The sequence below is a fragment of the Comamonas sp. 17RB genome (assembly GCF_030056555.1).
In the GTDB taxonomy this organism is placed as follows: domain Bacteria; phylum Pseudomonadota; class Gammaproteobacteria; order Burkholderiales; family Burkholderiaceae_C; genus Comamonas; species Comamonas terrigena.
On record NZ_JASHHY010000001.1, the window covers coordinates 480,410 to 505,450 of the forward strand.

Sequence of the window (25,041 nt, forward strand, 5' to 3'; positions counted from 1 at the left end):
GTTTCTGCCCGACTGCCGCAGTGCGAGAACGGTCTGTGACCAGGATCAAGCATGCAGGCCTTAGAACAACGTGTTCAAAGTCTCCTCGCGACGCGCCAGTGTCTTTGCGGGATGGGCTACAAGGCGCGATACCGCAGCAATAGCCGCGATATTGCGAGGATTCGTAACACAGTAGACCGCCCGCAAAGCCACGGGCCCGAAGGGTTAGAGCGAAATCGGGCGATTTCTTCGCGCTGTGGCTTGCTTGCACACGAGTGCAAGCTGCGACCCATCGACTCGAACTCATCCCGATTGCGCTCCACCGCGCCTGCGCAGAGACTTTGAACACGCTCTTAGAGCCCGGGACGCTCAGCGCTTGATGTCAGCACTGCAGAAAATGCTGCCCCAGCTGGTCCGCCACCAGCAGCGCACCATAGACCTGCTCCACCGTCACGCCGCCGGGCATATTGTGGATGGTCTCGCCTTCGGCGCAGGCCAACTCGGCCACGGCGCGCATCTTGGCAGGAATGTCTTCAGTAATGTCCAGCTGCGCCAGCGTGATGGGTAGGTCCACGGCGTGGCACAGCGACATCACTTCCTGCATTTCCGCGTTGGAGGCGTTTTCCAGCGCCAGCTGCACCAGCACACCAAACGCCACTTTTTCACCATGGTAGAAGTGGTGTGTTTCGGCCACGGCGGTCAGGCCGTTGTGCACCGCGTGGGCTGCGGCCAGGCCACCGCTTTCAAAGCCCACGCCACTCAGATAGGTGTTGGCCTCGACGATGCGCTCCAGCGCCGGCGTCACCACCTGAGCCTGCACGGCCAGCATGGCTTTTTCGCCCTCTTCCAGCAGGGTGTCGTAGCAGAACCTGGCCAGGTTCAGCGCGGTCTGCGTGGCCGGGCCGCCGGCCATGGTGGTGGCGCTGCTGCGCGATGCGGCGCGTGCCTCGAACCAGGCGGCCAGGGCGTCACCAATGCCAGCCGCCAGCAGCCGTGCCGGCGCGCGGGCAACGATGGCCGTGTCCACCACCACCAGGGCCGGGTTGGTGGGCAGCATCAGATAGCGGTCGAACTCACCTTCATCGGTGTAGAGCACCGACAGCGCGCTACAGGGCGCGTCGGTGGAGGCAATGGTAGGCGCCACGGCCACGGGCACATTCTGGAAAAAAGCCACGGCCTTGGCGGTGTCCAGCGTCTTGCCGCCGCCAATGCCGACGATGGCGCTGCGCCCGTTTTGCGTGGCCAGCTGGCACAGGCGATCCACCTCACCCTGCGAGCACTCGCCGTTGAAGGCCACGATGTCCATCTCCAGCCCGGCCTTGGCCAGGCTCTGGCGTATGGTGTCTTCGGCAAAGCCCAGCACGAACTTGTCGGCGATCACCAGCCAGCTGTTTGCCAGCGGCTTGAGGTAGTCACCCAGCCGTTGCAGGGCATCGGCCCCTTGTACATATTTGCCGGGGGATTGAATGACGCGGTCCATGGGAACTCCTTCTTGAAATTGCACATTGCCTGCGCCCTGTCCGCCTTGTGGGCAAGGGCATGACGCAAGTCAATTACAGCCCGGAGCAAAAAAACAGGGCTTGCTTCAAGTCAGGAAAAAGGCGATGCGCTCGCAATGCGTCAGTGCCCGCCACAGGCAAAACACCTCGGGAATCAAGCCTGGAGCGTCAAACTCCACCAACGCAGTGTGGGCTGCTCGCTGGTGTCATTTAGGTCATCCACCTCAAACCCCAGCTCCACGCCGCCAGCCGTGCGCAGCACCCGGGCATAAGGCAGCAGGCCGGGGCGCTCGCAGGGCTGTACTGCCAGGCCCCGTCCCCGGGCCAGGCGCACAAACTCTGCCATGGAGCGGCCAAAGCGCAGCAGGGCACTGTCTATCAAACGCAGCTGCCGCCCGCTGAAGGGAAAGCCTGCGCTGGGCGCATCGGCGAAGACGCAGTACAGGGTCTGGCTGGTGTCGAAGTGGAATTCCACGCTGCCATAGCTGGCGATGACGGGAAAGCAGGCCGCATCATCCGCTGCGTAATCCACACTGCCTTGGGTTTCCAAGACATCGGGTTGGCCCAGCACAGCCGTCAGTGCCTGCAGCGACAGATCACGGCGCGGCAGCAGTGCGCCCAGTTGGCCGGTCTGCAAAAACGCATGCAGCGAAACCCGCTGCTTTTTCTGCCTCATGGAACGGTCCTGTTCGTCCGCATTTTCAGTCTCCATACTGCCCGGCATTACCCACTGTCTCTGAGAACATGCCAGGGCACCGCGCAAGGGCCGCCCTGCCGCACTGGCGCCGTCCCGCGCAGCGAGAGAGGGGTGAAGGCGCGTCAGCGATTCAAGGGGTGCTTTTCTGCAAACGAACAGACCCGAAGGTCATAAAGATCAAGGTGCTGCCCGCCTTGCCACGGTACACCCCGTTGGCCTCGGCCAGCCGATTGGCCACGGATGCAAGACTCCAGGCATCGTCTTCGCTGCACAGCAGCTTGCGCTCGGTAAAGTCTGTAGCGCCCTGCTGCTCGCCCCACTCCCTGGCCAGTTGTGCATGGACGCGCAGGGCCTCGGGCACCGAGGGGTGATCCCAGCCCCATAGAAAGCTGCCATCGGCCTGGTTGTAGGTGCCCACCACCTGAATCGCGGCCGTGGCCACAGTGCCATCGGCAAAGTCAAAGGCGATGCTGCCGGCATCCAGGTCTGCGGACCAGTTGGACTCTTCTCCCAAATGCCAGGTGGCGCCATGGGCTGCGGTTTGCTGGGCCAGCCCCTCCCGGGCGGCGTGAATGAAAGTTGCGATCTCGTTCATGGCGGCGAGCATAAACCACAGCCATGGTGGTGACAGCGTGGACAACCGCCGCTTTCTACAAAGCCTGGCAGCTCTATCACTCCCCGAAGGAAACACCCATGCAACCCATGCAGACAGGCAAAGTCGCCGTCGTCACCGGCGCAGACTCCGGTATTGGCAAGGCCACGGCCCTGGCCCTGGTTGCAGATGGCTGGCAGGTGGTGCTGGCCGGCCGCCGCGCCCAGCCGCTCGATGAGGTTCGCCAACTGGCGCAAGAGCGCCACCAGGCCGCGGACCGCGTGCTGGCCCTGCCCATCGATGTGACGGATGCCGCAGCCGTGCAGCAGCTGTTTGCCCGCACCGTTGCACACTTTAGCCGCGTGGACCTTGTTCAACAACGCCGGCCGTGGCAACCCGGCAGGCTCCTTCCTGGACTAGTCGGCCACAGACTGGCAGGACGTGGTCAACACCAACCTCAAGGGCATGTTTTACTGCCTGCAGCAAGCCTTTCGCGTAATGCGTGAGCAATCCCCCCAGGGCGGGCGCATCATCAACAACGGCAGCATCTCGGCCCACACACCGCGCCCCAACTCTGCGGCCTACACCGCCACCAAGCATGCGGTCATGGGCCTGACCAAGACCGCCGCCCTGGACGGCCGCGCCTGGAATATTGCCGTGGGCCAGATCGATGTGGGCAACGCCGTCACCGAACTGGCCGCCCGCATGGCCACCGGCGTGCCCCAGGCGAATGGCGAGATTGCCGTGGAGCCCATGATCGATGTGGCCACCGTGGCCCAGTCCGTGCTGTATATGGCCAATTTGCCCCTGGAGGCCAATGTGCTGTTTCACACGGTGATGGCGACCAAGATGCCGTTTGTGGGGCGGGGATAACATCCGTCTCAGCCAGGCCGCCCGACCGCGTGCGCGCCTCCTCCTCCCACTATCCATTTGCTATGCAGCCTCTTTTTTTCCAAGGCCTGGTCTTGCGCGCTTTTTGCGACGACGACGCGCAGGAGTTGGTCCATGCGGCCCGGGAGTCCATCCACACCGTGGGCCGCTGGATGTCTTGGTGCACGCCTGCGTTCGCCGAGCGCAATGCGCTGAACTGGTTTGCACAATGCCAGTCAAGCCTTGCAGCACAAAGTGCCTATGAGTTTGGCGTGTTTGCCCCAGAAACCGGTCAGCTCTTGGGTGATGCCGGCCTCAATACCATCAACCACCAGAATCTGCTGTGCAATCTGGCTACTGGGTGCGCGAGAGCGCACAAGGGCAAAGCGTGGCAAGCAGGACGGTGCATGCTCTGCTGCCCTACGCATTCGACACGCTGAATATGCAGCGCGTAGAGATTGTGGTGGCCCAGGGAAATCTGCCCAGCGAGGCCGTTGCACGCCGCTGTGGAGCCGAGTTTGAATGCATCGCCAAGAATCGCCTGCAGTTGCATGGCAAAGCCGTAGCTGCTTCGGTTTTTGCGATCACGCCTTAGAACGTGTTCAAAGTCTCCTCGCGACGCGCCAGTGTCTTTGCGGGATGGGCTACAAGGCGCGATACCGCAGCAATAGCCGCGCTATTGCGAGGATTCGTAACACAGTAGACCGCCCGCAAAGCCACGGGCCCGAAGGGTTGGAGCGAAATCGGGCGATTTCTTCGCGCTGTGGCTTGCTTGCACACGAGTGCAAGCTGCGACCCATTGACTCGAACTCATCCCGATTGCGCTCCACCGCGCCTGCGCAGAGACTTTGAACACGCTCTTAGAGCCTTCGCGCCCTGTCCCCAGCTGTCCACAACCCCCTCCGGCACGGCCATGCCATGGGTGGTGGACCCAATGGCACAGGCCTCCAACCCGCGCACCTGCCGCCTGTCACACCCCACTACTACCCTAGAGATGGGCGGCGCAGCGTAAGACTTCCGGGGTCGCTGCAGCGCAGGCAAAGGCACAGGCAGAAAAAAAGGCCACCGCGGTGGCCCTGAAAACCTGTGGTTGCGCGCTTACTGGCCAAACCGGCGCTTGGCGTCCGCCACACACTTGTCCTTGGCATCGCCGGACAGGGCATCGCACCGCTCGGCCGCTGCCTTGTAGTCCGCTTCGCGCACGTTCTTGTCGGCCTCGCGGCGTACCGCAGACACATCGGCGGCCTTGGAGGCCGGGTTGGCGTTGGGCTCGTTGCGCACCTCGGCCACCTTGGCCGCCTCCAGCGCCTTCACATGGGCGGCCTTGGCGTCTTTCTTGCAGACGTCCTTGGCATTGCCGGACTGGTCGTCACATTTCTCGGTGGCTACGTCATAGCCGGCATCCGCCCGGGCCTTGGCCGCCTTGTAGCGGTTGCTCTCGCTGGCATCCTTTTTGTAATCCAGCTCGGCCAGCGCCACCTTCTCGTGGCCCTTGGCTTCCTTTTCGCACACATCCTTGGCATTGCCATTCATGGTTTTGCAATGCGCCACGGCGGCTTTGTAGTCAGCGCTGATGCGGTCTTTTTCGGCCTTCTGCTCGGCAGGGGTCAGTGCGAATGCCGAGGTGGCCATCACGGCCGCCACGCAGGTGGCCAGGAGTTGGGGAAATTTCTGCATAGTCGGTCTCCTTGTGGGAGTGGGAGGGGCTGCCGGCTTGCCTGGCAGCCCCCGCAAGATCGGACGCTTATTCGTCCCAGCGGAAGTCGGGGTTGCGCTTTTGCCAGTCGGTCAGCTGCTGCTCAGCCACCTCCTTGGCAATGCCCTGGCGCTCCTGGAGCTTGCCCAGGAACTGATCGCGCTTGCCGGCAATGACGTCGAAGTCATCGTCGGTGAGCTTGCCCCACTGTTCCTTGATCTTCCCTTTGAACTGCTTCCAATTGCCTGCAATACGGTCTTCGTTCATATGGCCTCTTCTTGGGTTGGACGGAGAGTGGCTCCCCGTCGAAGTTGATGGCATCTACCGGTGCGGTAGGGGGAAGCCCTACTCTAAAAAACCGAAACCGCAGCCCTCGTCGGGCAGGGGGGCCCATGGCTGTGGGGGTGTGCCTACCGCGTGTGGGAACCCTGGCAGCGCTCCCGCAGGGGCAGGCCTGTAGGACGAAACGAAGGGTTACGAGAGAAAAAACCTCGCGCCACGCCCCAAAAAAGCGCAAAAAAACGCACTACAGGTCGCGCGCACTATCCATTTCAGCAGTGGGGGCGGCCATTGCCTTGTACCGCGCACAGGCAGACCATGGGGCCTCCCTGACGCGTGCAAGGCTTGCCTATGAGTGGACAGACTCCCAATCCCAGCTGGCCCAGCAAAACGGGCGCCCCCTCCGGTGGTGGTCGCGGCAACAACCCGCCCCAGGGCGGAGGAAAGAAGTGACGCCCCTGGCCGATTCACCCAGCCCCTTGCGAGGGGCTTTGTTGTGCCTGCCACGCAGCACAGGGACCGCCCTGCTGCAGAGGATGGCGACACGCCGGCCGGCACACAACGGCCTCACACTTCGGGCCCCACACCGCAACACATGGTCTTTGCGAAGGGGCGCCGATCGGCAATGCGCACATACTGGTGCCGGCGCAGGTCACTGATGGCAATCCAGCCTGCTCGGCACAACCCTGCGCAACTCGGCGCATGTCGCCAGCGACAGGAATCCTTCTGCATGACAGGTTGCCGGGGACGACCATGATCAGACTCCAGCTGCAACTTGAATTGGCCTACACGGTGCTGCCACCGGGTGCCGACTTTTTCTTCTACATCCATGCGGCGCGCACCGCCCACCAGGTGGTGCCGTATGAAAACCTCACCATCAGCCAGAGCGGCGCCACATGGGATGTGCAGCAAAGCCAGAACGTGGGCCAGCGCTGTCTGCGCCTGCATGCGCTGCCCGGCCCACTGCGCGTGCAGTACCAGGCCACGGTGGAGATCTCCCACCATCTGGGTGACCCGCTGCACATTGCCGAGGTTCCCGTGCACCTGCTGCCGCTGGAAGTGCTGCACTTCATCTACCCCAGCCGCTATTGCCAGTCCGATCGCCTGTCGAACTACGCAGTAGGTCTGTTCGGCCAGCTGCCACAGGGGTATCTGCGCGCCCAGGCGATTTGCGACTGGGTACGCCGGCATGTCACGTTCCGATCCAACAGCTCCAGCGGCACCACATCGGCGGTGGACACGCTGATCGAACGCGTCGGCGTGTGCCGCGACTTTGCCCATTTGATGATTGCGCTGTGCCGCGCCATCAACCTGCCGGCACGTTTCGTCACCGGAACCGACTACGGCGCCGACCCGGCGCTTGGCCCGCCCGACTTCCACGCCTACGTCGAGGTGTACCTGGGCGATCGCTGGTATCTGTTTGACCCTTCGGGTACGGCGGTCCCCATGGGCATGATGCGGCTGGCCACGGGGCGCGATGCCGCCGATGTCGCTTTTGCCACCATTTTTGGCGGCGTGGTCAGCGAGCCTCCCCATATCAAGGTGTGGACCGACCAGGATCCCGCGCATGATTGGGCACAGCCCATCCATACGCTCCAGGCCCTGTCCACGGATGGCGTCACCCCACTGCACGTCCTCCCCGCATCCGTCACCTAGTGGGTTGCCCGTTTCGGCGACACCTTTCTCCAAGCGGCCGCCATGGGAGCCGCCTCTGCACTAAGCACCGCTGCGGGTTTCTGGTGGGTCGACGGCGCCTTAACTCGCAGCACCTCGGCAGCGGCCCATGGAGCTCCGCAACTGGGGCACCCCGTTGAGATGTTCCTCAACGTCGACGCGAAGTGGCAGGACGATGGCCGGGGATTTAATGCAGGAGAAGTGCGAGCGCTTCATCGGAGGAAACCTCCCTGCCGCACCCCAGAAAAAAACAAAGGCCCTTGTCGGGCCTTGTGGAATACAGAAATGCTGGAGCGGGTGATGGGAATCGAACCCACGTTATTTGCTTGGGAAGCAAGAGTCCTACCATTGAACGACACCCGCAGCGCTGCGGATTATAGGCATGGGCAACGCGGCCAGAACGCGCCGGCGTGATTTTTTCTTGCGGCCTCACGCATCCGGCAGGGGCCGCAGGCTGCGCCGGCTTTCAAAGCGGCGCGGCTCCCCGGTGACCGGATCCACAAACTCCAGGCTGCGCGCCAGCAACTGCAACGGCCGGGAGAAGTCCCCCGGCTCGGCATCGTTCACCACGGGGTACAGCGCATCCCCCCACAGCCCCAGCCCCAATGCCGCCATGTGCACGCGCAGCTGGTGGCGCTTGCCGCTGATGGGAGACAGGCGGTAGCGCGCCCAGGCGCCATGGCACTCCAGCAGTTCCATCTGCGTGCGGCTGTTGGCCTCCCCCGGCACCTCGTGCATGCGGATGAAATCCCCGCTCTCCACCATGCGGCTGGCATGCTCGCGCGGGAAGGTCACCTCGCTGCGCCAGGGCGCCACGGCCTCATAGGTCTTGTGCACCAACCGGTCGCGAAACAGCGCCTGGTAGGCGCCCCGGTCCGCGCGCTGCACGGAAAAAAGCACCAAACCCGCAGTGTCCCGGTCGATGCGGTGCACCGGCGACAGATCGGGCAGATTCAGCTCCCGCTTCAGGCGCACCAGCAAGGTGTTCTGCAGATAGTGCCCGCCCGGCATCACCGGCAGAAAATGCGGCTTGTCCGCCACCACGATGTGCGCATCCTGGTACAGCACCTGCGCCTCGAACGGCACCTGCGGCTCGGTGTCCACTTCGCGGTAGTAGTAGATGCGCACACCCGGCAGAAAAGGCGTTCGGGCATCGATCCGCTGCCCGAACTCGCTCACCACCTCGCCCTGCGCCATACGCCGCAACCAGTCCGCACGCGCCACCGCCGGCAGGCGCTGCTCCAGATACTCCAGCACCACGCCATCCCCGCGCGAAGGCAGCACCACACAGCTGGGCTTGATGCCAGCGCGCACAGGAAGAACTCGGGGATCGTGGGTGTTGTACATGGCCATGCGCGCACACAGCGCCCATCCATTCACACAGGGGAAAATGAAAAAAGCGCCACAGCGTGTCAGCTGCAGTGCTTGTTATGTGTGGCGGGCTGCAGGATGCAACCACAGCACACCGGGGACGCTGCGCGGGTCTGCGCAAAATGAGTGGCCATTTTACCCGCGCAGGCAGCAGGCTACAGATAGCAGGTAGCCGTTGCGCACGAGGCATCCAGATGCATAGCCTTGCAGGGGCTGCCACCCCTGCAAGGCTAGTGCTATATGCAACCGGCATGCATCCACATGCAGCGCCGCTGACACCGCCCTCGATACGTCGTTGCCCTTCCCTGTCGCACCAGGTTCACGGCCTGCGACCGACCTCAAACCCTATCCCGGCCGCACACCGCAGTGCGCCGGGTCGTGTGCGCCGCTCTCCGTCGAAGCCTTGCCCTGGATGAAAATCGCCGCCATGCAATCCGTCACTTCATCGCCACCCGGCAAGGCATGCCCGGTGGTCATCCGCGGCCAGGGCCCCATCGAAATCCTGGCTTTTGAGCACCCCCTGGCAGGCCTGCAACTGGTCAAAGGCACCATCGAGCCGGGCGAGACCTCCGCAGCGGCAGCCCTGCGTGAGTTGCGCGAAGAAAGCGGGCTGCATACCTCCCGAATCACAGCAGATCTGGGCCTGTGGGCATCCGGCCATGCCGATCAGATCTGGGCATTTCATCTGTGCGAGGTGCACAGCCCGCTCGACTCCTGGACCCACCGCACCGGGGACGATGGCGGCCACGACTTCCGGTTCTTCTGGCATCCGCTGTCGCAGCGGCCCACCGCGCAATGGCATGGTGTGTACCAAAGGGCGCTGCAATACATCGCCAGCAAACTGCACCGGTGACGCCAATAGTTCCAGCGGGCCACCCACAGATACCCAGTGAGGGAGTGCCACAGTCGACCTGCGCTTGGCCGTTGCGCTACGGCGCATGACAGCACGAGCAACACAGCCAGACAACACAGCAACATCACCGAGAGCTATTGGCAAAGGCGCCTCGCTATGGCAGTTGCCCAATCAACCCTCTGTCAACACTGATCTGCCCCGCCAGCAGCCCTAATTCGGCATCCCGTTGGCGGACCAGGCTTGCAAGGCCTGCAACCACAGCGCCGCCTTCTCCAGCCAGGGCTGCGAGTCGCTGGTGCTGATCTGCGAGATCTCGGCAGGCAGCGGCGTTACCGGCAAGCTGTGCGCTGCGGGTGGCAGCAGCGCTGACGGCGTGCTGCAGGCTTGCAATGCGGGCAGTGTCAGCAGCGCGGCCAGCCTCCAACTGCGCCAGTTTGTGCGTGTAGTCATGGATGTTGTCCTGTTGGTCGTGGGCATGCTGCAGCAGCGCTCCCGCTTTGTTTTCCGTGGCCGCCTGCGACTGCTGCGCCTGCGCCACGTCCTTTTCTGACTGCACGGCCTGCACCCGGGCCGCGGCAGCATCCGCCCGCCAGCCCTGGGCGGTCCAGCCCGCAGCAAAGGCCCCGGCCAGCGCCAAGGCGGCCTGCATGGTTTTGCCCCGGCCCGTCATGCAATGCCCCCTTCGCAGAGCTGGCGCTCAGCCGCCCGGCGGCGCACCAGGCCGGGCAGTTGCTTGCCGCCGGCATAGGTCCAGCGGCTCAGCTCCGCACAGGCGCCCCCCATATCCCCGGCATTGGCCTTGCGCACCAGGGTGGAACCGCAGAAAGCCCCCTCCCCCACATTGAAGGCGAACGACAGGAAGGCTGCGCGCTGGCCATCGGTCAGCCGCTGGCGGATACAGCCCAGGGCATCGGCATGTTGGGCCAGGTCCTGGTACAGCATGGCTTCGCACTGCTCACGCGTGAAGGTCTGCCCCATGCGCAGCTCCGGGCCTGTGTGGCCGGTGCACGCAGTCACGATGCCGATGGGGTCACGGTAGGAGCGCAGCACCGTGCCCTCATGCGTGGCCACAAAGGGCACCACCACTGCGGCAGCAGCAGCGCCAATGGCCGCGATCAGTTTTTGCTTGTAATTCATTTCGGATAGATCCCCCGGACTGCATTCCAGGCTGCGGCAAGAGCCACCCCTAGACCCACGATGGTCGCCGCAGGCCGTGCCAGCTTGCCCAGCCAGTTCAGTACCTTGAATGCACCTTTCATGGCAGTGAAAAACTCCAGCAGATCAGCCAGTTGCTGCTTGAGCTCACCCAGTTCCTGGCGTGTCTTGCTCAATTCACTCTCGATGGCCGCCATACGCTCGCTCCCCGTGTCAAAACGCTGATTGATCTGCTGCCTAGTCAGCGCCGGCAGTTCGTTTCCAAAGTCGTCCATCACCCCTCCCCGGGCGTAAAAAAACCCGCCGAAGCGGGTTCTGTGGTTTGCGTGCTGTTCAGCGTGTCATTTCAGCAATGACTGCAGTGTGACGTTCCGGCGTCAGAAATCCGCGCTGCTCCATGAATTCCAGGCCCCGCACCATCTCGGGGTCGCCGTATGTGATGTAGTCCGCGATGGTGAAACGGTCGTAAAACAGTTTCACCTCCACGTCCGTCATAGCCGCGCCAGCTATCGCGCGCTGTTCTTCAGGCGTGAACAAATCGAATTTGGCTTTTCCGGTGTAGCGGGTGTACGTTACTTGCACCTCTGCTGGTTCCGGGGTGTTACCCGCAGACAGCCAAGCTATATATTCAATATAGTCTTTATTAGTAGGGTCGGACGGTATAACCGTTTCAATTTGGCTACCAGCTTCAACCCTCTTTATATAGGTTAAGCCGTTAAACGTGCAAGGAAGAATTGTGTATGTGTATTTCATAGTTCTGCATTGAATTCAAGAACGGCTGTACCCGCGTCTATGCTATGGCTACCCCCTTGCGCAAATGTTCGGCTACTTGTTGCAACCCATAGCGCCCCTGTGCCGGATGGCGTGCTCTGATTTACAGTTGGAAGCTGACGCATCTCCACAGGAAATATTTTCTGATTAGCATTTGCAGCGGATGAAGTAACTAGAGTCATGGTATTACTGAAATTCAAATAATACCGTTTGCATATAGCTAGTTCTTCGGCGTACGAGATTTGTTCGTACGGCGTAGCCACAGAGCCTAACTCAAGTTGCACGCCTGTTAAATCAAAAGTCCGTGCAGTGGCACCCAAAAAATTAACTTGAGCCGCAGTAGCAATAACATTGCCAGTAACCCACGCGTTTGATGTATCAGTTTGTAGTGCCGTACCAACTGCAAGCCCCCAGGATATGGACATACCAACACCATTGGTATAGTTCCATGTTCCCGCAGTTGGTAGTCCACCGGGTAGTGTAACCTTTACTTTAGTCCAAGTGTTTGCCAATAGACCAATTGCGGTTACCCACGAACGGTCACCGCCACCATTTACAAAAGACAGGCAATAGGTTCCGGCAAAGCTAGTCCGCACCCAGCAGGAAAAAGTCCAAGCATTACCTATCAACGCGGATATGTCGTAACCTTCAATGCGATGCGTTAGGAATGCCGCCTGTGACGCACCGATACTTGTGTCGGCAGTATTAACGGTGGCCCGCATTGCCGTTACAATGCCGGACGATGCTAGATCGGCTGCTACATTAATAACGCTAATAGCTAGTGCGCCGTCATGCGCCCCAGCATAGCCCCAACGGTCAGGCCCAGCAGGGCCGGGATTCACAGCAGTAAGGCCGCGCTGATTCACCCGCATAGTTCCATTGTGAATTTTGTTACGGCGCCCCGCAAGTGGGCCACTATTCAAGCTATTTATGGATGGGGCGTTCATCCATGTTTGCAGCCCGTCCACCGTGGAAATAGCTTGCACGCCCGTATGGTTTGCGCGGGCCATCGGGGTGTATTGCTTCCACGTTCCGGCCGCAATGTCTGCGGTCAAACCGGCGTAAAACATGGGTTTTGCCGATGAATAGGCATTTGCAGTAAACGACCATGTCCCCGTATTCGAATAACTAAAATACCCGTGGGCATAGCGCAGTTCTTCTGGCATGGCCCCTTCGTTTGCACGGTAGAAGCCAGAGCCCAAAGCAAGACATTGCGTAAAGAAATCTTTTAAATCAATGCAGTCGATTACGCGAGATTCGACCTTGGTAGCACCCCCGACGATCCCCCCAAGCTTCTGCCGCTCCACGTCCGTCATCAGCCCCGCGTTGGGCTGGGCATCAACTTTTTTCCCAATAGCTTGGTAGATAGCGGTCGGGTCGATGGAGGCTGCCGACTGCGCAGCACTCTGTGCCGCAGCATTCGCCGTAGACGATGCGGCTTGCGCATCGCCTTTGGCCAGTTCTGCGGCGCTCTTGGCACTCTCTGCCGCCTGCTTGGCCTCTGCGGATGCCAGCGAAGCGCCGCGTGCCTCCTGCAGCGCCTGGTTGGAATCGATCACCGCGTTCTGTGCTGCCGCAACCATGTCCGGGATACCGGACGAATCCACCACATCCTGCGCCTGCCGGGCTGCCGCCTGGGCCGCGGCAATCGCCTCGGCAATGGGGCCTGCCACCGTGATCTCCACGGGGTCCTGCAGCAGCACCACATCGTCATCGGTGATCGTGACCCCCTCCACCGTGGTGCGCAGGCTATAGCGCCCGTTCACCGCGTAGAAATAGAAGTTGCCCGAGCTGTCGGTGGCCAGCGGATTCGGCGCGGCAATGGCACCGGCGCGGTCCAGAAACAGGCTGGCCAGCTCACCGGCCTCGTTCAGCACCGTCACGGGCACATTGCGGATCGCCGCGCCCGTGGTGCTGGTGATATTGGATTTGTACTTTTGCATCTGCCCTTCCTTATTTCACGCGCATCACATGGCAGCCGGTGGTAGCAATACCGCGCGCTTCGGTGCCGCCCTGCTTGGTCACCGACACCTCGTGCGTGTGCGATCCCGCTGCCGCCGCCGTACCGCTCACGTCGTGCGCATGCGCGCCTGCGTCCTGCAGCTTGGAATAGCGCACATAGCTGCGGTTGGTGCCAATGGCGCCATAGGTGTCGGTGGCCCCGTCCGGGTTGCCCTGCCCCTCGTTGCCGGTATAGCCGTGGTTGTGGCTTCCGGCCTGACCGGTGCTGCCACTGACGGTGTGCGAATGCGCACCCGCCTGGGTGGCGGCTGCCGCGTGGTCGTGCTCCTTGTTCTGGCTGTCCTGGATCAGCCCCGGCGCACCCGCAGACAAAGCCCCGTCACCGCGTTTGACGGCAGCGCCAAAACTGTCCTTCTGCTTGCCGTTGTTGTCCGGCAGGCGGAAGGTGGTGGCCCCGTCTCCACTGGAAAAGCTGGCACGCTTGGCCTTGTCCGCCCACCAGTCCGCTTCCGCCACCAGCGGATAGCCACCGGTCGACACAAACTGCCACAGCGCCGGGTAATCCGCGCGCAGCAGCAGATCCCCATCCTCCGGCTTGAAATTGGCTTTGATCCTGGAACGCGCCCCGCCCCACCACATCGATCCGCCAAGGGGCATGCCAGCGGCGGCCACCTCATCGCGCAACTGGGCAATACAGGCCGCGTGGAACCGGATGTAGTTGTCCAGGTTCGGAAAAACCGGCTCCGTGCCGGCGGGATAGTTCTCCGCCGAATTCGGCGAAAGCTCGTCTATGCTGTTGGGTACTGGCATGGATTGCCCATAAAAAAGCCTCCACAAGGGAGGCTGTTGAATAAAAACCCGCTACAGGCGGTTCAAGGAAGAAGCATGAAGGGCTGGAGAAAATTCTTTTACATCGTGGACAAAGGCTCCGATCTGCTTCTGATGTTCGCAGCTGTATTTATCTACTATGCTCTTGGAATTGGCCTTTTGATCAGTGGGTTTTTTCTTTTTTTCAGATGGGTTATCAGACCCACAGGCCTTCGAAGTGACTTTCCCCGCCTCATAGCCAAAATTTCTGATCTGACCATCCGGTCCATCGACAAGATTACCGACTTATTCCATCAGTTCATTCAGTCCGTCGGCAAGATTCCCCACTTATTCCATCAGTTCATTCAAGCCATCGCCGGAATTCCGGATACCTTGCGCCAACTCAGCCTTGAAACCTTCACCCAATTCATCAGCAGGTGGCTGGCCCAATCAGGATTCGCTCCCTCCACCCATGTCTCTATCATTGCCATGGCGGTCCTGAGCATAATTTTCTTGATCGTGCTGCAATATTGGCCCCTGATGCTCCGACGGACACGCCACCCATGCACCCCGCCCCGGTGGCTTCGCGCAGCCTGGGCCCGTACCGGCGGCCCACCCGTCCTTGACGCTCGCTGCCATGAGAAAAGCCTTTATCGTCGGAATTTGTTACGATAACGATACAAACACCACCTCAAGGGAGAACACTGCAATGGGAAGCTTCAGCATCTGGCACTGGTTCACTATGTTCATATTCGGGCTCGTTGTCTGGCTTGCAGTGGCATGGCCCATTGCACGAATCCTGACAAGAACCGGCCATTCGAAATGGCTGGCCGTGCTGGCGTTGATCCCGGGCGTGAACTGGATTTCCCTCTGGATCTTTGCCTACAAGCCCTGGCCTCGCGAAGGCGAATAACGGTTCAAGCCGCCGTACCAACCCAGGCCCGGCGGCGTTGAACCAATGCACCTGGCCCGGCAAAGCAGGCGGTATATCCAAACAACATCCGCCTGCCGCCCATATTGCTTAAAACAACCAACACCGCGGCCTAAAAAACCTGCTCCAGCCGGTTTTGGGCCACGGTGCTCACAGAGGAAATCGCGTCAATACGGCCACAAAGGCGCGACAAGACAGTTTCCTCCGTTATTTGCAACGCCACTTCTGCGCTCCCTGGCCTGATAGCTGAAGCCATCGTCTGAGCCTGCAATCAGGTCTAAGCGCCTCGTCTTTTTACTGATTCCTGCCGCTCTGGGAACGACCTGTATATTTCGGACTCGTAAGCAGCCCTCCCATAAATTCTCCTTTGGGGGTATTGGAGAGTAATACCTCCTCCAATACCTGCTGTGACAGCAGTCCCTTCCGGGCTTTCTGGGCATCATTGGTGAACCAGACATTCCTCTCTGGAATCTTGAACCCGCTCTTATTATGGGTGGCGCCCTTGATTAAATCGACTGCCTCAAGAGGGTAGTTATTCCCAGCGACGGCCGTTTTAGCTGGCAGAGCAGCGGGGTGGCTGGCAACCCCTCCAATTCTCTCCAACAGCTGGATATCCTCAGGCGAAAAAGACGATCCCCTTTTTTCCAGACCCACACGGCTGACAGCCGAATTCAGCGCCTGCGAAGGAGATCTATCGAGTGCATCGGCGCTGTGCAATCCACCGCGCTTGCGTGTAGCCTCGTGGGCCAGCTCGCGTCCTGCGGCCACCACATCGCCTTCGGTGCGAACCTCCAGGCCTTCCAGCCTCGGTGTCACTTGCCTGTGGTTGGCATCCCTCACATCTACGACGCGCGGATTAGCCATTGCACTGCTGCGCTCGCCATCCTTGGTCAGTGTCTTTGCGCTTGCAACTTGCGTGGGGATCTCCGGGGTATCACCATGTGGTGACGTCATCACCGGCGCACCCCCTCGATGGCGTTGTGCTACACGCTCAAAGGCTTTGCCGGCAGCACCTATGGCCGCCTTGGCTCCAGAGCTCGCCACTGCCCCCCCAAGAAAACCCGATATCTTCTGGCCCAAGTCAGTCGCGCCCACTTCCCGCGCAATACCAGTGGCAAAGCCGTCCCCTGCTGCACCTACTAGTTGCATTGCAGGTTCGTCTGCAAAGTGGCGAACCGCAGCGTTGACAATCGGGTCCTTAGCAAACTGCAGCAGCTTTCGAGCCGCAGCCGTCTGCACACCGCCACCAATGACAGCCCCTACGACATCGCCAGTGAGGCGCTCCATCCTCGTCTCAGGCTTGGCAAGCCCAAGCCGGTCGGCAAGTTGGGCCGCCATAACAGATTCAGGAGTAGTCTGGAGGCCTGCGAGCTGGAGTGCCAAACGGACTGGCGATGTAAACAACTCCACGGTCTGCGCTGGCCCCACAATTGCATGTCTGGCGAACAAACTGGCTTGTCTGCCCAACGAATCCCATACGGAACGCTGCGGCGCGGGCGTTGTCTGTACTGGCTGCGCAAGTCGCGTACTCTCTGATTGAGGCACACCAACGTCGTCTGCGAAGTTGCGTGCCACGACAGAAGGGGTTTGGCGGCCTGCGGTCCACGGCCCCGAGCGGCGAAATGGGTCGGCCGGCGCATCCATCGCACCGCCGGCCGCCTCGACACCACGGCGCGTCAGAAGGCCGATTTCATGGCCAGTTCCCGGCGCAAGACGCTGAGGCGCAGCCGACTGGCCTGCCTTGACGCTGGGGGTCTTCAAGTAGGAACGCAAATCTTCTGTAACAGCGTAGGGGGCCAGCACGTCATAGTCCGCGCCATCTGGTGCTGCAATGCGTAAAGTCGGCGGGCCTGCCTGGGCGTAACTGGCCTTGAGATAGTCACGCAGCTCTTCTTGTGTAATACCCTCCGGGGCCGCGCCCTCCGGCACTGTCATGCGTAAGGTTGCCATCTCAATTCACTTTCTGAATATTCCAGCCGGAGCTGGCGGTGGGGCGGAGCTGCGGGAACGACAGCCCGCGCTGCTGAAATTGCGGCTGCGGCTGCGGCTGCGGTTGCGGTTGCGGTTGCGGTTGCGGCAGTGATTGGGGTCGAGGTAGCGTCTTGTCAGCGCCCCACACCTGCTGGCCCGTGTATGCATTCAAGCCCACCACCCGGCCACCCAGGTCCTGCTTCGTGATCTCCGGCGCCTGCTTCAGCCCCGTATCCCGGGTATCGCCGTAGTCGTCGATCGCATAGATGCTCTTGGAACCATCGGCGTTGGTCACCTCCTGCATTTGGCGGTGCTTGTTGCGGCCCAGGTTGAAGGTGGACTGCACTTGGTCGGGCGTCATATACCTCAGCAGCTTCGAGATATCTCCCGTGTAGCCGCCCCCCTCGCGGGGACTCAGGCTCGCCAACGCCTCATCCCGCATCTTGGCCTGGGCCATCTGCAGCAGCCGGTTTTCCTGCTTGTCCTGGGCCTGCGAAAAGGCAGACAGGCCCAGCAGCCCGCCGCGGCCAATGGCCTGCGCCGTGGAGCCCGAACTGGACAGCGCGCCCAGGCCCGCTCCCAGCAGGGCCTGGCCCATGGGTGAATTCAGCAGCCCCATCAGGCCACTCGGTTCTTGTTGCCCCCAGGCCTGTTGCATGGCCTCGTAGCTTGCTTGGTTGTCCATTGCTTACCCCCGTCGTGCCGCGCGCTGTGCCATCAGCTTTTCAGCGCCGGAAAGTTGATTGGTGCGGCCTGCCGACAGCAGGCCCGTGAAATCCGCCTGCCGCGCAGGAATGCCGGCAGACTGGGCCTGGGGCGGCGCCGGGTTGCTGCCCAGCACCCCGGTTCTGGCCGCCAGGCTGGCTAGGTCGTTCGCAGACTTGAGGTTGGACGATGGCAGCAGCCCGCCGCTGCCACCGCCAGCCGCCGCGCCGGAATACCCTGCCCCCACCGACAGCCCTGCCGGCATGCTGCCCATGCTGCTGGCGCCCCCCAGGTAGCCCGCATCCACGGCCAGCCCGCCCGCGCCAGAAGCAGCCGTTCCGCCGGACGTGGCCCCTGCGCCGCCGCCCATGGCCCCGCCCAGCGCACCGCCGGCAAAAATGCCCGCAATGGTCTGTGCCACCTGGTGGGCGCCCCTGGCCGATCCGGTGTTGATGCCTTTGGCCTCCGCAGCCTCGTAGGCGCCGTCCGAAGCGCCGCCCCACTGGTTCACGATGGGCTCGTAGTCCTTGCCCGTGATGCCGCTCCAGACCTTGGCGCCCAACGGGTCGGCTGCGCCCAGCAGCATCTGGTCCGGGTTCTTCAAGGCCTGCTGGGCCATGTGCCCCGCGTTGAACAGTTCAAAATCCAGAATCCCCATGCCTTACCCCCTTCGTGCCGCGCGCTGCGCGATCAGCCGTTCCGCGCCGGACCGTTGCTGGCCCTTGCCCGCTGCCAGCAGGCCGGAGAAATCCGCGTGCCGCGCAGGAATGCCGGCAGACTGGGCCTGGGGCGGCGCCGGGTTGCTGCCCAGCACCCCGGTTGTCTGCGCCAGCATGGCCAGGTCGTTCGCCGTTCTCAGGTTCGATGCGGACAGCAAGCCGCTCCCCGCCCCGCTGGCGTAGCCCGCGCCCACACCACCGGCCAGCAGGCCCTGCCCGCCCCCCATGCCGGATGCCGCCAGCCCCTGGCTGGCCAGCAGACCCTGCCCACCGCCCATGGCAGCCAGGTTGGAAGACCCGGCCCCCGCCATGGACAGCCCCAGGCCGGAACCCGACCCCGCAGCCGCACCCGATATCGCGCCGCTGACCGTCGTGGTGCCAGCCACCGTCGGCGCTGCCGCGCTGGTGATGGCCGTACTGGCACTGGCGCCACCCAGGCCGCCAGCCGCCGCCCCGCCCAGACCGCCGGTGACCGCCCCCAGGGTGCCGCCAATCGCAGCGCCTTTCAGGGGGTTGTCCTTGTTCGACAGGGCCCCGGCCACGGCCCCGATTGCCATCGGTATCCAGAACATCACTTGCCCCCGCCGCTTTGCTTGGTGGTGGTGCTGCTGCCCGCGGTGCCGCTCATCACCCCCGTCATGGCCTGCAGCTTCTTGTAGGGGTCATCCTGCTGCTGCTGCCACTGCTCGTAGTTGAAGTCGGCGTTGTTCTGCGCCTGGTCCTGGTAGGCATTGCCGGCGTTCAGCATCTGGTTCAGGTCGGTGTAGTCCTGGTTGGCAAAGCCCTGCGCCATGCCTAACGCCGCCAGCTTGTTGGACTGGTTGGTGTTGTAGGCGTTGCCATACATCTCGCTCGCCACATTGCCCAGGTTCTGCTGCAGCTGGCTCTGGCTTTGCTGCTGCATCTGCTGCAGGCCCGAATTGCCGAACGATCCCGACCCCACCATGGCCGACTCCATCTGCGGCTTGGCTGTCAGGTTGTAGCTGTCCACCACGCTTTTCTGCGCATTGGCCACCTGCTGGTCCAGGTACGGGTTCTGCTGGTCGCCCATCATCTGCTGCAGGCCGGACTGGGCCTGCTTCCACAGCTCCGATCCGCCGCCCGCGCGCTCCTGCATGCCTTGCAGCGCCTGCTGCTGGGTGTCGTTCAGCTCGCTGTAGCGCTGGCCGTCATAGCCCTGCCAGCCCTTGTTGTAGATGTCCGTGCTCAGCTGCGCCACGTTGGACAGCAGGGGCTTGATCTCGTCGGGGTACTGAATGCTGGAGTTCGATGTGCTGCTGCCGCCGCCCCCCTTGGCTGGCCGCAGCCGGCCCTGGGCACGGGCTTTCTCATGAAACGGGTTCATAAAGGCATCCTCATGGTTGTGTAAATCGGTTCCCAGGGCAGATGCCGCTGGTACAGGCGTTGTTGGGCGGGCCCGGCGCTGCAGCGCAGCTCCGTGCAGCCGTTGGCTCGCGCCATGGCGGCCAGTTGCGCGCTGCAGGCCAGCCAGTGGCCGCCCGGTGCGTACAGCTCGCACACATGCAGCGCGCGCACGTTGGGCAGCTGGTCAATGCGGGTCACGGCCCAGCCCACGGCCTGGCCGTCCAGGTCAATGCGGATCAGGTCGCGCTCGCCGCGTGACAGCAGCAGCTTCAGCTGCTCGCCCGTGATCTCCCCGCCCGATGTAGCGCAGGCCCGCCCCAGCTGGTGGGCACCATCGGCCCAGGCCCGGCCCACAAAGGCCGCCGGCACAATGTGCAGTTGGTAGTTCATGTGCCCCTCACTCCCCGGTCAGGCCGCGGTCTTCCACCCAGGTCCCGGGTTCGCCGCTGTGCACACAGATCCAACCCTTGGTCACATAGCGCCCGCCGGCCGCCCCCTGCACCGCCGGCGCGCTGTTGCGCAGGTAGTCGCCCGCCTGGTACAGCCCGGCGGCCGGCGGCGCCTCGGCCGCGTTGTGGCTGCCGCAGATGCGCCCTTCCGACAGGTGGTTCAGCTGCACCGCAAAGCGCGGAAAAATCTGCGCCAGCGTTTTCACCAGGGCCGGCAGATCGCTGCCAAAACGGTAGTTATCGGTCTGCAATCTCATCGGAACCCCGCTGGTTTGAGCCGTGGCGCAAAGCCGATCAGCGCATAGTCGCCCTGGCAGTCCACCCGGAACGCATGCCAGCGCCCGCGCTGGCGCAAGTCGAAGGCCGCATCGTCACGGATCGCCGCCGACGCCTGCCGCGCCTCCTGGCCGCCGTCGTCCTTGGTGAACCCGGTCGCCGCCGCCGCTGCCGGCGCCTTCTTGAAGCGCAGCACCAGCCGGTCGCACAGGGTCATCTGGTCGTCATCGCCCACATCGCCGGTGGTCAGGCTGCTGGCGTCCGGCGCACCGGCAAACGTCACCAGCCGGTTGCGGGTGTCAAACCCCGCCATCAGCTCCTGGGCTTCCACCCAGAACGGGCTGTCAAAGTCGATCGCCGGGCCGCTGTCGTAGGTGGTCACCAGCTCCGATCCCCCGTCGTAGGTGGCCGCCGGCGATGCATACCGCACCAGCGCGCGGATGGCGTGGTTGGCACGCCCCCATTTGTTGGTGCCCGGGTGGTAGACCAGGCCGTAATCCAGCTCCCCCCCGCCTTTGACCGAGGGGAAAAAGAACCAGGCCAGCTGGTTCTGCTTGTCCCAGAACGCCTGCGACTTGTGCATCTGCTTGGGGTCGCGCACCTCCACAAACCAGTCGCGCAACATGCCCCGGCCAATCGGCTGCACCTGCACGCCATCAAACACATACAGGTCATCGTCCCCAATGAAGTAATGCGCCTTGCCGGTGTCGCACACGGCATCCATGCCCACGCAGCCCACGTCCGAGTCCACCTGGGTGAAATTCCACACCTCGGCCGGCCCGGTGAAGCGCCCCACGAACGTGCTGCGGCGCTTGTAGACAATGATGTCGTCGCCCAGCCGGTGCGCGGCCGTGATCTCGCCGCCGGACTCCACCAGGCGCCCCGTGGTGCACAGGGTGGCCACATTGGGCACCCAGTCCTGCGCGTTCAGCGAAGCCGAACACCACCACCGGTCCGGGCTGTCGCCGTAGGTGGCATCCTGGGTGTTGAAGGCCATCACAAAGCCCTTCAGGCTGGCCAGAATCTTGGCCTTGGGCGCGCCCGCAATGGGCGCAAACGGCCCGCCGGTGGCCATGCGCATGCCCATGGACCGGCAGCTCGCCACCGTGCTGTTGGCAAACTGCGCCAGGCTCCAGCGCTCGTCCTGGCCCAGCGCAAACGGTGCACCGTCGCCAGACACATCGGCCCAGGCACTGCCCGCCAGGCTGTACAGCCGTTGCGTCGTGCCGCAGATGGCCAGGCGGTTGCCGCTCAGGTCAATGGCCGCCAGCGCGCCGCGCACATCCTCGGTCAGCGCGGCCACGCCCACCGGCGCCACAGCCGGCCCGGGCCGCATGCCCAGCTCGGACGGCAGCAGGTTCTCGCAATCCAGCAGCAGGCCCGGCGTGGTCGGATCGGCATCCGGGGCAAAACCCAGCACTTTGTTCATACCACCCCCGGGGCCATCACGGCCACTGATGCACCGGCCCAGCGGTGCGCGTTGTTGGCCGACAGCAGCTGCTGCACGGCCCCCTCGTACTTGGCGCTGTAGCTGGCCACCGCCTCGGGGTCGCGCATCCAGGCGCTGCCCATCTCGCAGCACTTCCACAGGTACACGTCGTAGTGCTCGCGCAGCAGCCAGTTGCTGTCGGACTGGAACACCAGCGCCGGCAGCTTCTGCAGGTACTTCAGGCCATAGGCCGTGGCCGGCTTGCCGGTGAGGTGCGCCACCTCACCCACCCGGGCAAAGTACGGACCGTCGCTGCGCTGGCGCCAGTCCTCGTAGGGCAGCTCGCGCAGCACCGTTCCGCCCGCGCTCAGCTCGCGCAGTTCCAGCATGTCCACCGGCAGCGGAATCTCCCCGGCCGGCGTGTAGCCGCTGGTGTCCACCAGCTGGAACGACGAGCGCAGCCGTGTGTCACGGGAGAACTCGGCCTCCGCCATGCGCACAAAGTCCGGAATCACGCCCCCCAGGTCCGTGCGGTTGAGCCAGCGCGCCACCGAGGCAGACAAGCCCGCAAAGTTGGCGACCGCCGCCGCACTGGGCGAAGCCGCTACAGGAACCACCAGCGTCATAGCGCCCCCTTCCAGATCCGGAACACCCGGTTGTCCGGGTCCTGCAGAAACTGCTTGAGCAGTGCGTCATCCTGCATGCAGTCGGCAAAGGTCTTGCCGCGCTGCGCCGCCCACTGCGTCAGCACCGGAATCGGGATGGACGCCGCATGCTTGTCCCCCATGCCCGTGGTGTGCGCGCCCTGGCGATCCAGCGCCTGGGCGCGCTCCACGGCATCGCTCACGTCGTCCACCTTCTGCAGGGTGGCGGAGCCGTCGCCATGGCAGTGCAGCACCGTGCGCGAACCCGCTGCGGCCTGAAGAATTCGAGAATGCATAAACAAAAACCGCCCCGAAGGGCGGTGTGTAAAAGTTGACGGCGCTCAGGTGGCCTGCAGGTCGCGCAGCGCAAAGTTCGCCGCTTCCTGCTCGCACTTGAGCGTCCATTCGGTGTTGACCATGTAGTTCTCGGCATCGCCGGTCTTGGCCAGTGGCGTGGTCTTCACCCCGCGCAGGCGCAGCAGCTTGAAGCGTTCCGGCTCGATCCCGAACACATCGCGTGCGCGGTTGTAGCGGCTGTTCACAATCTTCAGGCGGCCGAAGTCGCCCACATACACCTCCACCGTCGCCGTGGTGGTCTTGCTCTCCACCTTCTCGAACTTGGTGGCCGCGCCGGTGAAGGCCGACACCGTGGCCCGCAGCGCCGAAGGCACAAACAGCAGGCTGGGGTTGCCGCCCTCTTCCCAGGCCTTTTGCATGGCCTGCTTCAGCAGCGCCTCGGTGAAGGTGCGCAGCGTGCCGTCCGTGGGCGCGGTGTTGGCAATGGGGTCCGGCGCCACGCCGGTCGCACCCTGCAGGCTGTTGGTCTTGAGCCAGCCCGACAGGCCGCGCGCCTGGGGCGCCACACCTTCGGCGGCGGCCACCGCCGTGCCGTTGTTGATGGCGGCGAACTCGATGTCGCGCTTGAGCTCCAGGATCTTCTTGGCCTCCTGGTAGGCCTTCTCGGACTTGCGGCCGGCCTTGTCCACCACCTCCTGGGTGCCCGTCACGCCGAAGGTCTTTTCAGAGATCTGGGTGCGGTTGCCCACGCGCACCGAAGGCGTGATCGCCTTCACCGCAGCGTTGTTGCCCTGCTCCACCTTGTTGTTCACGGCGGCAGACAGCGCATCGGTCTGCCACTCCGGGCTGACCGAGCTGCACTTGTCCTTGCCGATGGACGACACAAAAGGCGTCTCTTCGGGCGAGATGCGGTAGATCGCATCCGCCAGTTCCTCGCGGTTGCCCACGGCATTGAAAGTGGCAAAGGTATTCGTTTGTTGAGCCATATTTACTCCTGCGCCGCCAGCAAGGCGGCCAATGAATTCACGTCGCGGCGGGCATTGAGCTGCTTCCAGGCCGCGTCGATCTTGGAGGGAGGAACGCCGGCAGCACCAGGCTTGGAAGCCTTAGGTGGTGCTGCCCGCACTTGTTGCTGGACGCCGGGCCTGCGCGCCTGCAGCGCGCGCCACTGGGCTGCCTCAAGCAGTACCTTGAGGGTGCGTGCATCGGACACCTGGGACAGCTCGGCCTCGGTGAACCCGTGGGCCAGGCCGGTGTGGCGCATGGCCATCAGGTGGTCCCGGCCAAAGCCGGGCACCGCCGCCTGCAAGGCCACCAGGGCCTGCTGCGATGCATGCTCGTGCCGCTGCACCGCCATCTGCTCCTGCTGCTGCACCGCCGCCTGCAGGCTGTGGGCCAGTTGCGTGGCCTGGGCCTCAGTCTGGCGCCACTGGGCCTGCAGGCGGCTGGCCTCCGTCGGGTCGCGCTGGTACAGCGCATCCCAGTCGGCCTTCTGGTACAGCTCCAGCTGCTCCGCCATTTGCATCAGCCACGCGTGTTCACGCGTGAGCTGCTGCGCCTGCTGAAACTGCTGGGACACCTGCTCGGCCGCCTGCCGGCGCTCCTCGCCCAGCTGCTGCGCCTTCTGCGTGTAGTCCGCATGGCGCAGGTAGCCGGCCTTGAGCTCGGCAATCGGGGCCTCGATGGCGCTACCGTCGGGGGCGCTCCACCGCACCACCAGGTCATCGTCTGGGGCTTGTGCAGCTTGTCCAGCGTCCTGTGTGGCGGCGTCCGCGTCGCCATCGGCCTGTTCGGCCTCCAGCTCGGCATACGCCAGGGGATCGCCTTCGTTCTGGTAAGCGGCTGCCTGCAGCTCGGCATCGGGGGCTTCCGGGGCTTGTCCCTCGCCGGCATCCAGCGCCGCCGCCAGATCGTCTACGGTCGTGATGTGATCGTCGTCCATGGTTGTTGCTGTGTGGTTCCGGCCAGGTGTGAGTCCACGCAAAAAGGGGCCGCATGCCGTCGCATGCAGCCCCTCGCTGGGTTGTTCCTAGACTGGTCGGTCGGGCAT

At 63.3% G+C, this 25,041-nt stretch carries 30 protein-coding genes, 1 tRNA gene and 1 pseudogene; 7 read left to right on the forward strand and 25 right to left on the reverse strand.

Features of this window, described 5'->3' with window-relative positions; genetic code table 11:
• Nucleotides 1-361: 361 nt before the first annotated feature.
• The 3 genes from gldA to QM470_RS01975 all read right to left on the reverse strand — a co-directional run bounded on the left by gldA (nucleotide 362) and on the right by QM470_RS01975 (nucleotide 2,770).
• Nucleotides 362-1,459: a bifunctional L-1,2-propanediol dehydrogenase/glycerol dehydrogenase gene (gene gldA, locus QM470_RS01965; RefSeq protein ID WP_283337948.1), complete on the reverse strand. Its 1,098-nt coding sequence runs from the start codon at nucleotides 1,457-1,459 to the stop codon at nucleotides 362-364.
• Between the two features lie 173 nt (nucleotides 1,460-1,632).
• Nucleotides 1,633-2,154: a hypothetical protein gene (locus tag QM470_RS01970; protein ID WP_283337949.1), complete on the reverse strand. Its 522-nt coding sequence runs from the start codon at nucleotides 2,152-2,154 to the stop codon at nucleotides 1,633-1,635.
• Between the two features lie 151 nt (nucleotides 2,155-2,305).
• The gene (locus QM470_RS01975; protein WP_283337950.1) at nucleotides 2,306-2,770 is read right to left on the reverse strand and encodes a DUF6882 domain-containing protein; all 465 of its coding nucleotides are present in this window, start codon (nucleotides 2,768-2,770) and stop codon (nucleotides 2,306-2,308) included.
• A gap of 107 nt (nucleotides 2,771-2,877) precedes the next feature.
• On the opposite strand from QM470_RS01975, the pseudogene QM470_RS01980 reads away from it, so the two are divergent.
• From QM470_RS01980 to QM470_RS01990, 3 genes and pseudogenes are all read left to right on the forward strand, one after another.
• A pseudogene (locus QM470_RS01980) lies at nucleotides 2,878-3,640 on the forward strand (SDR family oxidoreductase).
• A 62-nt stretch (nucleotides 3,641-3,702) separates the two neighbouring features.
• Nucleotides 3,703-4,077, forward strand: coding sequence for a GNAT family N-acetyltransferase (locus QM470_RS01985; protein ID WP_283337951.1), 375 nt, complete (start codon nucleotides 3,703-3,705; stop codon nucleotides 4,075-4,077).
• Complete coding sequence (locus QM470_RS01990) at nucleotides 3,999-4,232, forward strand: GNAT family N-acetyltransferase (protein WP_283337952.1); 234 nt, start codon at nucleotides 3,999-4,001, stop codon at nucleotides 4,230-4,232. The genes QM470_RS01985 and QM470_RS01990 overlap by 79 nt, the downstream gene beginning before the upstream one ends.
• 503 nt (nucleotides 4,233-4,735) lie before the next feature.
• Here the strand turns inward: QM470_RS01990 and QM470_RS01995 are convergent.
• Complete coding sequence (locus QM470_RS01995; RefSeq protein ID WP_283337953.1) at nucleotides 4,736-5,314, reverse strand: hypothetical protein; 579 nt, start codon at nucleotides 5,312-5,314, stop codon at nucleotides 4,736-4,738.
• 67 nt (nucleotides 5,315-5,381) lie between these two features.
• Complete coding sequence (locus QM470_RS02000; RefSeq protein WP_066532883.1) at nucleotides 5,382-5,600, reverse strand: CsbD family protein; 219 nt, start codon at nucleotides 5,598-5,600, stop codon at nucleotides 5,382-5,384.
• Nucleotides 5,601-6,365: 765 nt separating this feature from the next.
• Here QM470_RS02000 and QM470_RS02005 point away from each other — a divergent pair.
• A complete protein-coding gene (locus QM470_RS02005) occupies nucleotides 6,366-7,268 on the forward strand; it encodes a transglutaminase-like domain-containing protein (RefSeq protein ID WP_283337954.1) in 903 nt (300 codons plus the stop codon).
• Between the two features lie 307 nt (nucleotides 7,269-7,575).
• Here the strand turns inward: QM470_RS02005 and QM470_RS02010 are convergent.
• Together QM470_RS02010 and QM470_RS02015 are read right to left on the reverse strand one after the other, a co-directional pair.
• Nucleotides 7,576-7,649 (reverse strand) — tRNA-Gly (locus tag QM470_RS02010).
• Nucleotides 7,650-7,715: 66 nt separating this feature from the next.
• Nucleotides 7,716-8,633 carry a pseudouridine synthase gene (locus tag QM470_RS02015; protein WP_283338200.1) on the reverse strand — a complete coding sequence of 306 codons (918 nt, stop codon included), beginning with the start codon at nucleotides 8,631-8,633 and terminating at the stop codon, nucleotides 7,716-7,718.
• Nucleotides 8,634-9,126: 493 nt separating this feature from the next.
• Here QM470_RS02015 and QM470_RS02020 point away from each other — a divergent pair, with 493 nt between their 5' ends.
• The gene (locus QM470_RS02020; RefSeq protein ID WP_283337955.1) at nucleotides 9,127-9,510 is read left to right on the forward strand and encodes an NUDIX hydrolase; all 384 of its coding nucleotides are present in this window, start codon (nucleotides 9,127-9,129) and stop codon (nucleotides 9,508-9,510) included.
• Nucleotides 9,511-9,664: 154 nt separating this feature from the next.
• Here QM470_RS02020 and QM470_RS02025 read toward each other — a convergent pair whose 3' ends face one another.
• The 6 genes from QM470_RS02025 to QM470_RS02050 are packed head-to-tail and all read right to left on the reverse strand — an operon-like array spanning nucleotide 9,665 to nucleotide 14,208.
• Nucleotides 9,665-10,159 (reverse strand): hypothetical protein, encoded by a 495-nt coding sequence (locus QM470_RS02025; RefSeq protein WP_283337956.1) that lies wholly within the window; start codon nucleotides 10,157-10,159, stop codon nucleotides 9,665-9,667.
• 17 nt (nucleotides 10,160-10,176) lie between these two features.
• Nucleotides 10,177-10,647: a lysozyme gene (locus QM470_RS02030; RefSeq protein WP_283337957.1), complete on the reverse strand. Its 471-nt coding sequence runs from the start codon at nucleotides 10,645-10,647 to the stop codon at nucleotides 10,177-10,179.
• Complete coding sequence (locus tag QM470_RS02035; RefSeq protein ID WP_283337958.1) at nucleotides 10,644-10,940, reverse strand: hypothetical protein; 297 nt, start codon at nucleotides 10,938-10,940, stop codon at nucleotides 10,644-10,646. Before QM470_RS02035 ends, QM470_RS02030 begins: the two co-directional genes overlap by 4 nt.
• A gap of 58 nt (nucleotides 10,941-10,998) precedes the next feature.
• Nucleotides 10,999-11,418 (reverse strand): hypothetical protein, encoded by a 420-nt coding sequence (locus QM470_RS02040; RefSeq protein WP_283337959.1) that lies wholly within the window; start codon nucleotides 11,416-11,418, stop codon nucleotides 10,999-11,001.
• The gene (locus tag QM470_RS02045; protein WP_283337960.1) at nucleotides 11,415-13,379 is read right to left on the reverse strand and encodes a hypothetical protein; all 1,965 of its coding nucleotides are present in this window, start codon (nucleotides 13,377-13,379) and stop codon (nucleotides 11,415-11,417) included. Before QM470_RS02045 ends, QM470_RS02040 begins: the two co-directional genes overlap by 4 nt.
• A gap of 10 nt (nucleotides 13,380-13,389) precedes the next feature.
• A complete protein-coding gene (locus QM470_RS02050; RefSeq protein WP_283337961.1) occupies nucleotides 13,390-14,208 on the reverse strand; it encodes a hypothetical protein in 819 nt (272 codons plus the stop codon).
• Between the two features lie 75 nt (nucleotides 14,209-14,283).
• Here QM470_RS02050 and QM470_RS02055 point away from each other — a divergent pair, with 75 nt between their 5' ends.
• Both QM470_RS02055 and QM470_RS02060 read left to right on the forward strand, forming a co-directional pair.
• On the forward strand, nucleotides 14,284-14,880 hold the full coding sequence (locus QM470_RS02055) for a hypothetical protein (RefSeq protein WP_283337962.1): 597 nt from the start codon (nucleotides 14,284-14,286) through the stop codon (nucleotides 14,878-14,880).
• Nucleotides 14,843-15,118, forward strand: coding sequence for a DUF4349 domain-containing protein (locus QM470_RS02060; RefSeq protein ID WP_218568114.1), 276 nt, complete (start codon nucleotides 14,843-14,845; stop codon nucleotides 15,116-15,118). Before QM470_RS02055 ends, QM470_RS02060 begins: the two co-directional genes overlap by 38 nt.
• 312 nt (nucleotides 15,119-15,430) lie before the next feature.
• On the opposite strand, the gene QM470_RS02065 is transcribed toward QM470_RS02060, so the two are convergent.
• From QM470_RS02065 to QM470_RS02120, 12 genes are read right to left on the reverse strand one after another with little or no spacing between them, the layout of a single operon-like run.
• A complete protein-coding gene (locus QM470_RS02065; RefSeq protein WP_283337963.1) occupies nucleotides 15,431-17,086 on the reverse strand; it encodes a hypothetical protein in 1,656 nt (551 codons plus the stop codon).
• 1 nt (nucleotide 17,087) lies between these two features.
• Nucleotides 17,088-17,765, reverse strand: coding sequence for a hypothetical protein (locus tag QM470_RS02070; RefSeq protein ID WP_283337964.1), 678 nt, complete (start codon nucleotides 17,763-17,765; stop codon nucleotides 17,088-17,090).
• Between the two features lie 30 nt (nucleotides 17,766-17,795).
• Entirely contained in the window at nucleotides 17,796-18,470 is a 675-nt protein-coding gene (locus QM470_RS02075; protein ID WP_283337965.1) for a hypothetical protein, read from the reverse strand.
• 3 nt (nucleotides 18,471-18,473) lie between these two features.
• Nucleotides 18,474-19,088, reverse strand: a complete 615-nt coding sequence (locus QM470_RS02080) for a hypothetical protein (RefSeq protein ID WP_283337966.1) — start codon at nucleotides 19,086-19,088, stop codon at nucleotides 18,474-18,476.
• Nucleotides 19,089-19,102: 14 nt separating this feature from the next.
• Nucleotides 19,103-19,876: a hypothetical protein gene (locus QM470_RS02085; RefSeq protein ID WP_272972132.1), complete on the reverse strand. Its 774-nt coding sequence runs from the start codon at nucleotides 19,874-19,876 to the stop codon at nucleotides 19,103-19,105.
• Entirely contained in the window at nucleotides 19,873-20,286 is a 414-nt protein-coding gene (locus QM470_RS02090; protein ID WP_066532915.1) for a hypothetical protein, read from the reverse strand. The genes QM470_RS02085 and QM470_RS02090 overlap by 4 nt, the downstream gene beginning before the upstream one ends.
• Before the next feature lie 7 nt (nucleotides 20,287-20,293).
• The gene (locus QM470_RS02095; RefSeq protein ID WP_127446223.1) at nucleotides 20,294-20,602 is read right to left on the reverse strand and encodes a hypothetical protein; all 309 of its coding nucleotides are present in this window, start codon (nucleotides 20,600-20,602) and stop codon (nucleotides 20,294-20,296) included.
• Entirely contained in the window at nucleotides 20,599-22,050 is a 1,452-nt protein-coding gene (locus QM470_RS02100; RefSeq protein ID WP_280011070.1) for a hypothetical protein, read from the reverse strand. Before QM470_RS02100 ends, QM470_RS02095 begins: the two co-directional genes overlap by 4 nt.
• Complete coding sequence (locus tag QM470_RS02105) at nucleotides 22,047-22,676, reverse strand: phage adaptor protein (protein ID WP_283337967.1); 630 nt, start codon at nucleotides 22,674-22,676, stop codon at nucleotides 22,047-22,049. The genes QM470_RS02100 and QM470_RS02105 overlap by 4 nt, the downstream gene beginning before the upstream one ends.
• Nucleotides 22,673-22,990: a hypothetical protein gene (locus tag QM470_RS02110; protein ID WP_127446224.1), complete on the reverse strand. Its 318-nt coding sequence runs from the start codon at nucleotides 22,988-22,990 to the stop codon at nucleotides 22,673-22,675. Before QM470_RS02110 ends, QM470_RS02105 begins: the two co-directional genes overlap by 4 nt.
• 45 nt (nucleotides 22,991-23,035) lie before the next feature.
• Nucleotides 23,036-23,977, reverse strand: coding sequence for a DUF5309 domain-containing protein (locus tag QM470_RS02115; protein ID WP_066532923.1), 942 nt, complete (start codon nucleotides 23,975-23,977; stop codon nucleotides 23,036-23,038).
• 2 nt (nucleotides 23,978-23,979) lie between these two features.
• Nucleotides 23,980-24,933 (reverse strand): hypothetical protein, encoded by a 954-nt coding sequence (locus QM470_RS02120; RefSeq protein WP_192333868.1) that lies wholly within the window; start codon nucleotides 24,931-24,933, stop codon nucleotides 23,980-23,982.
• Between the last annotated feature and the right edge of the window lie 108 nt (nucleotides 24,934-25,041).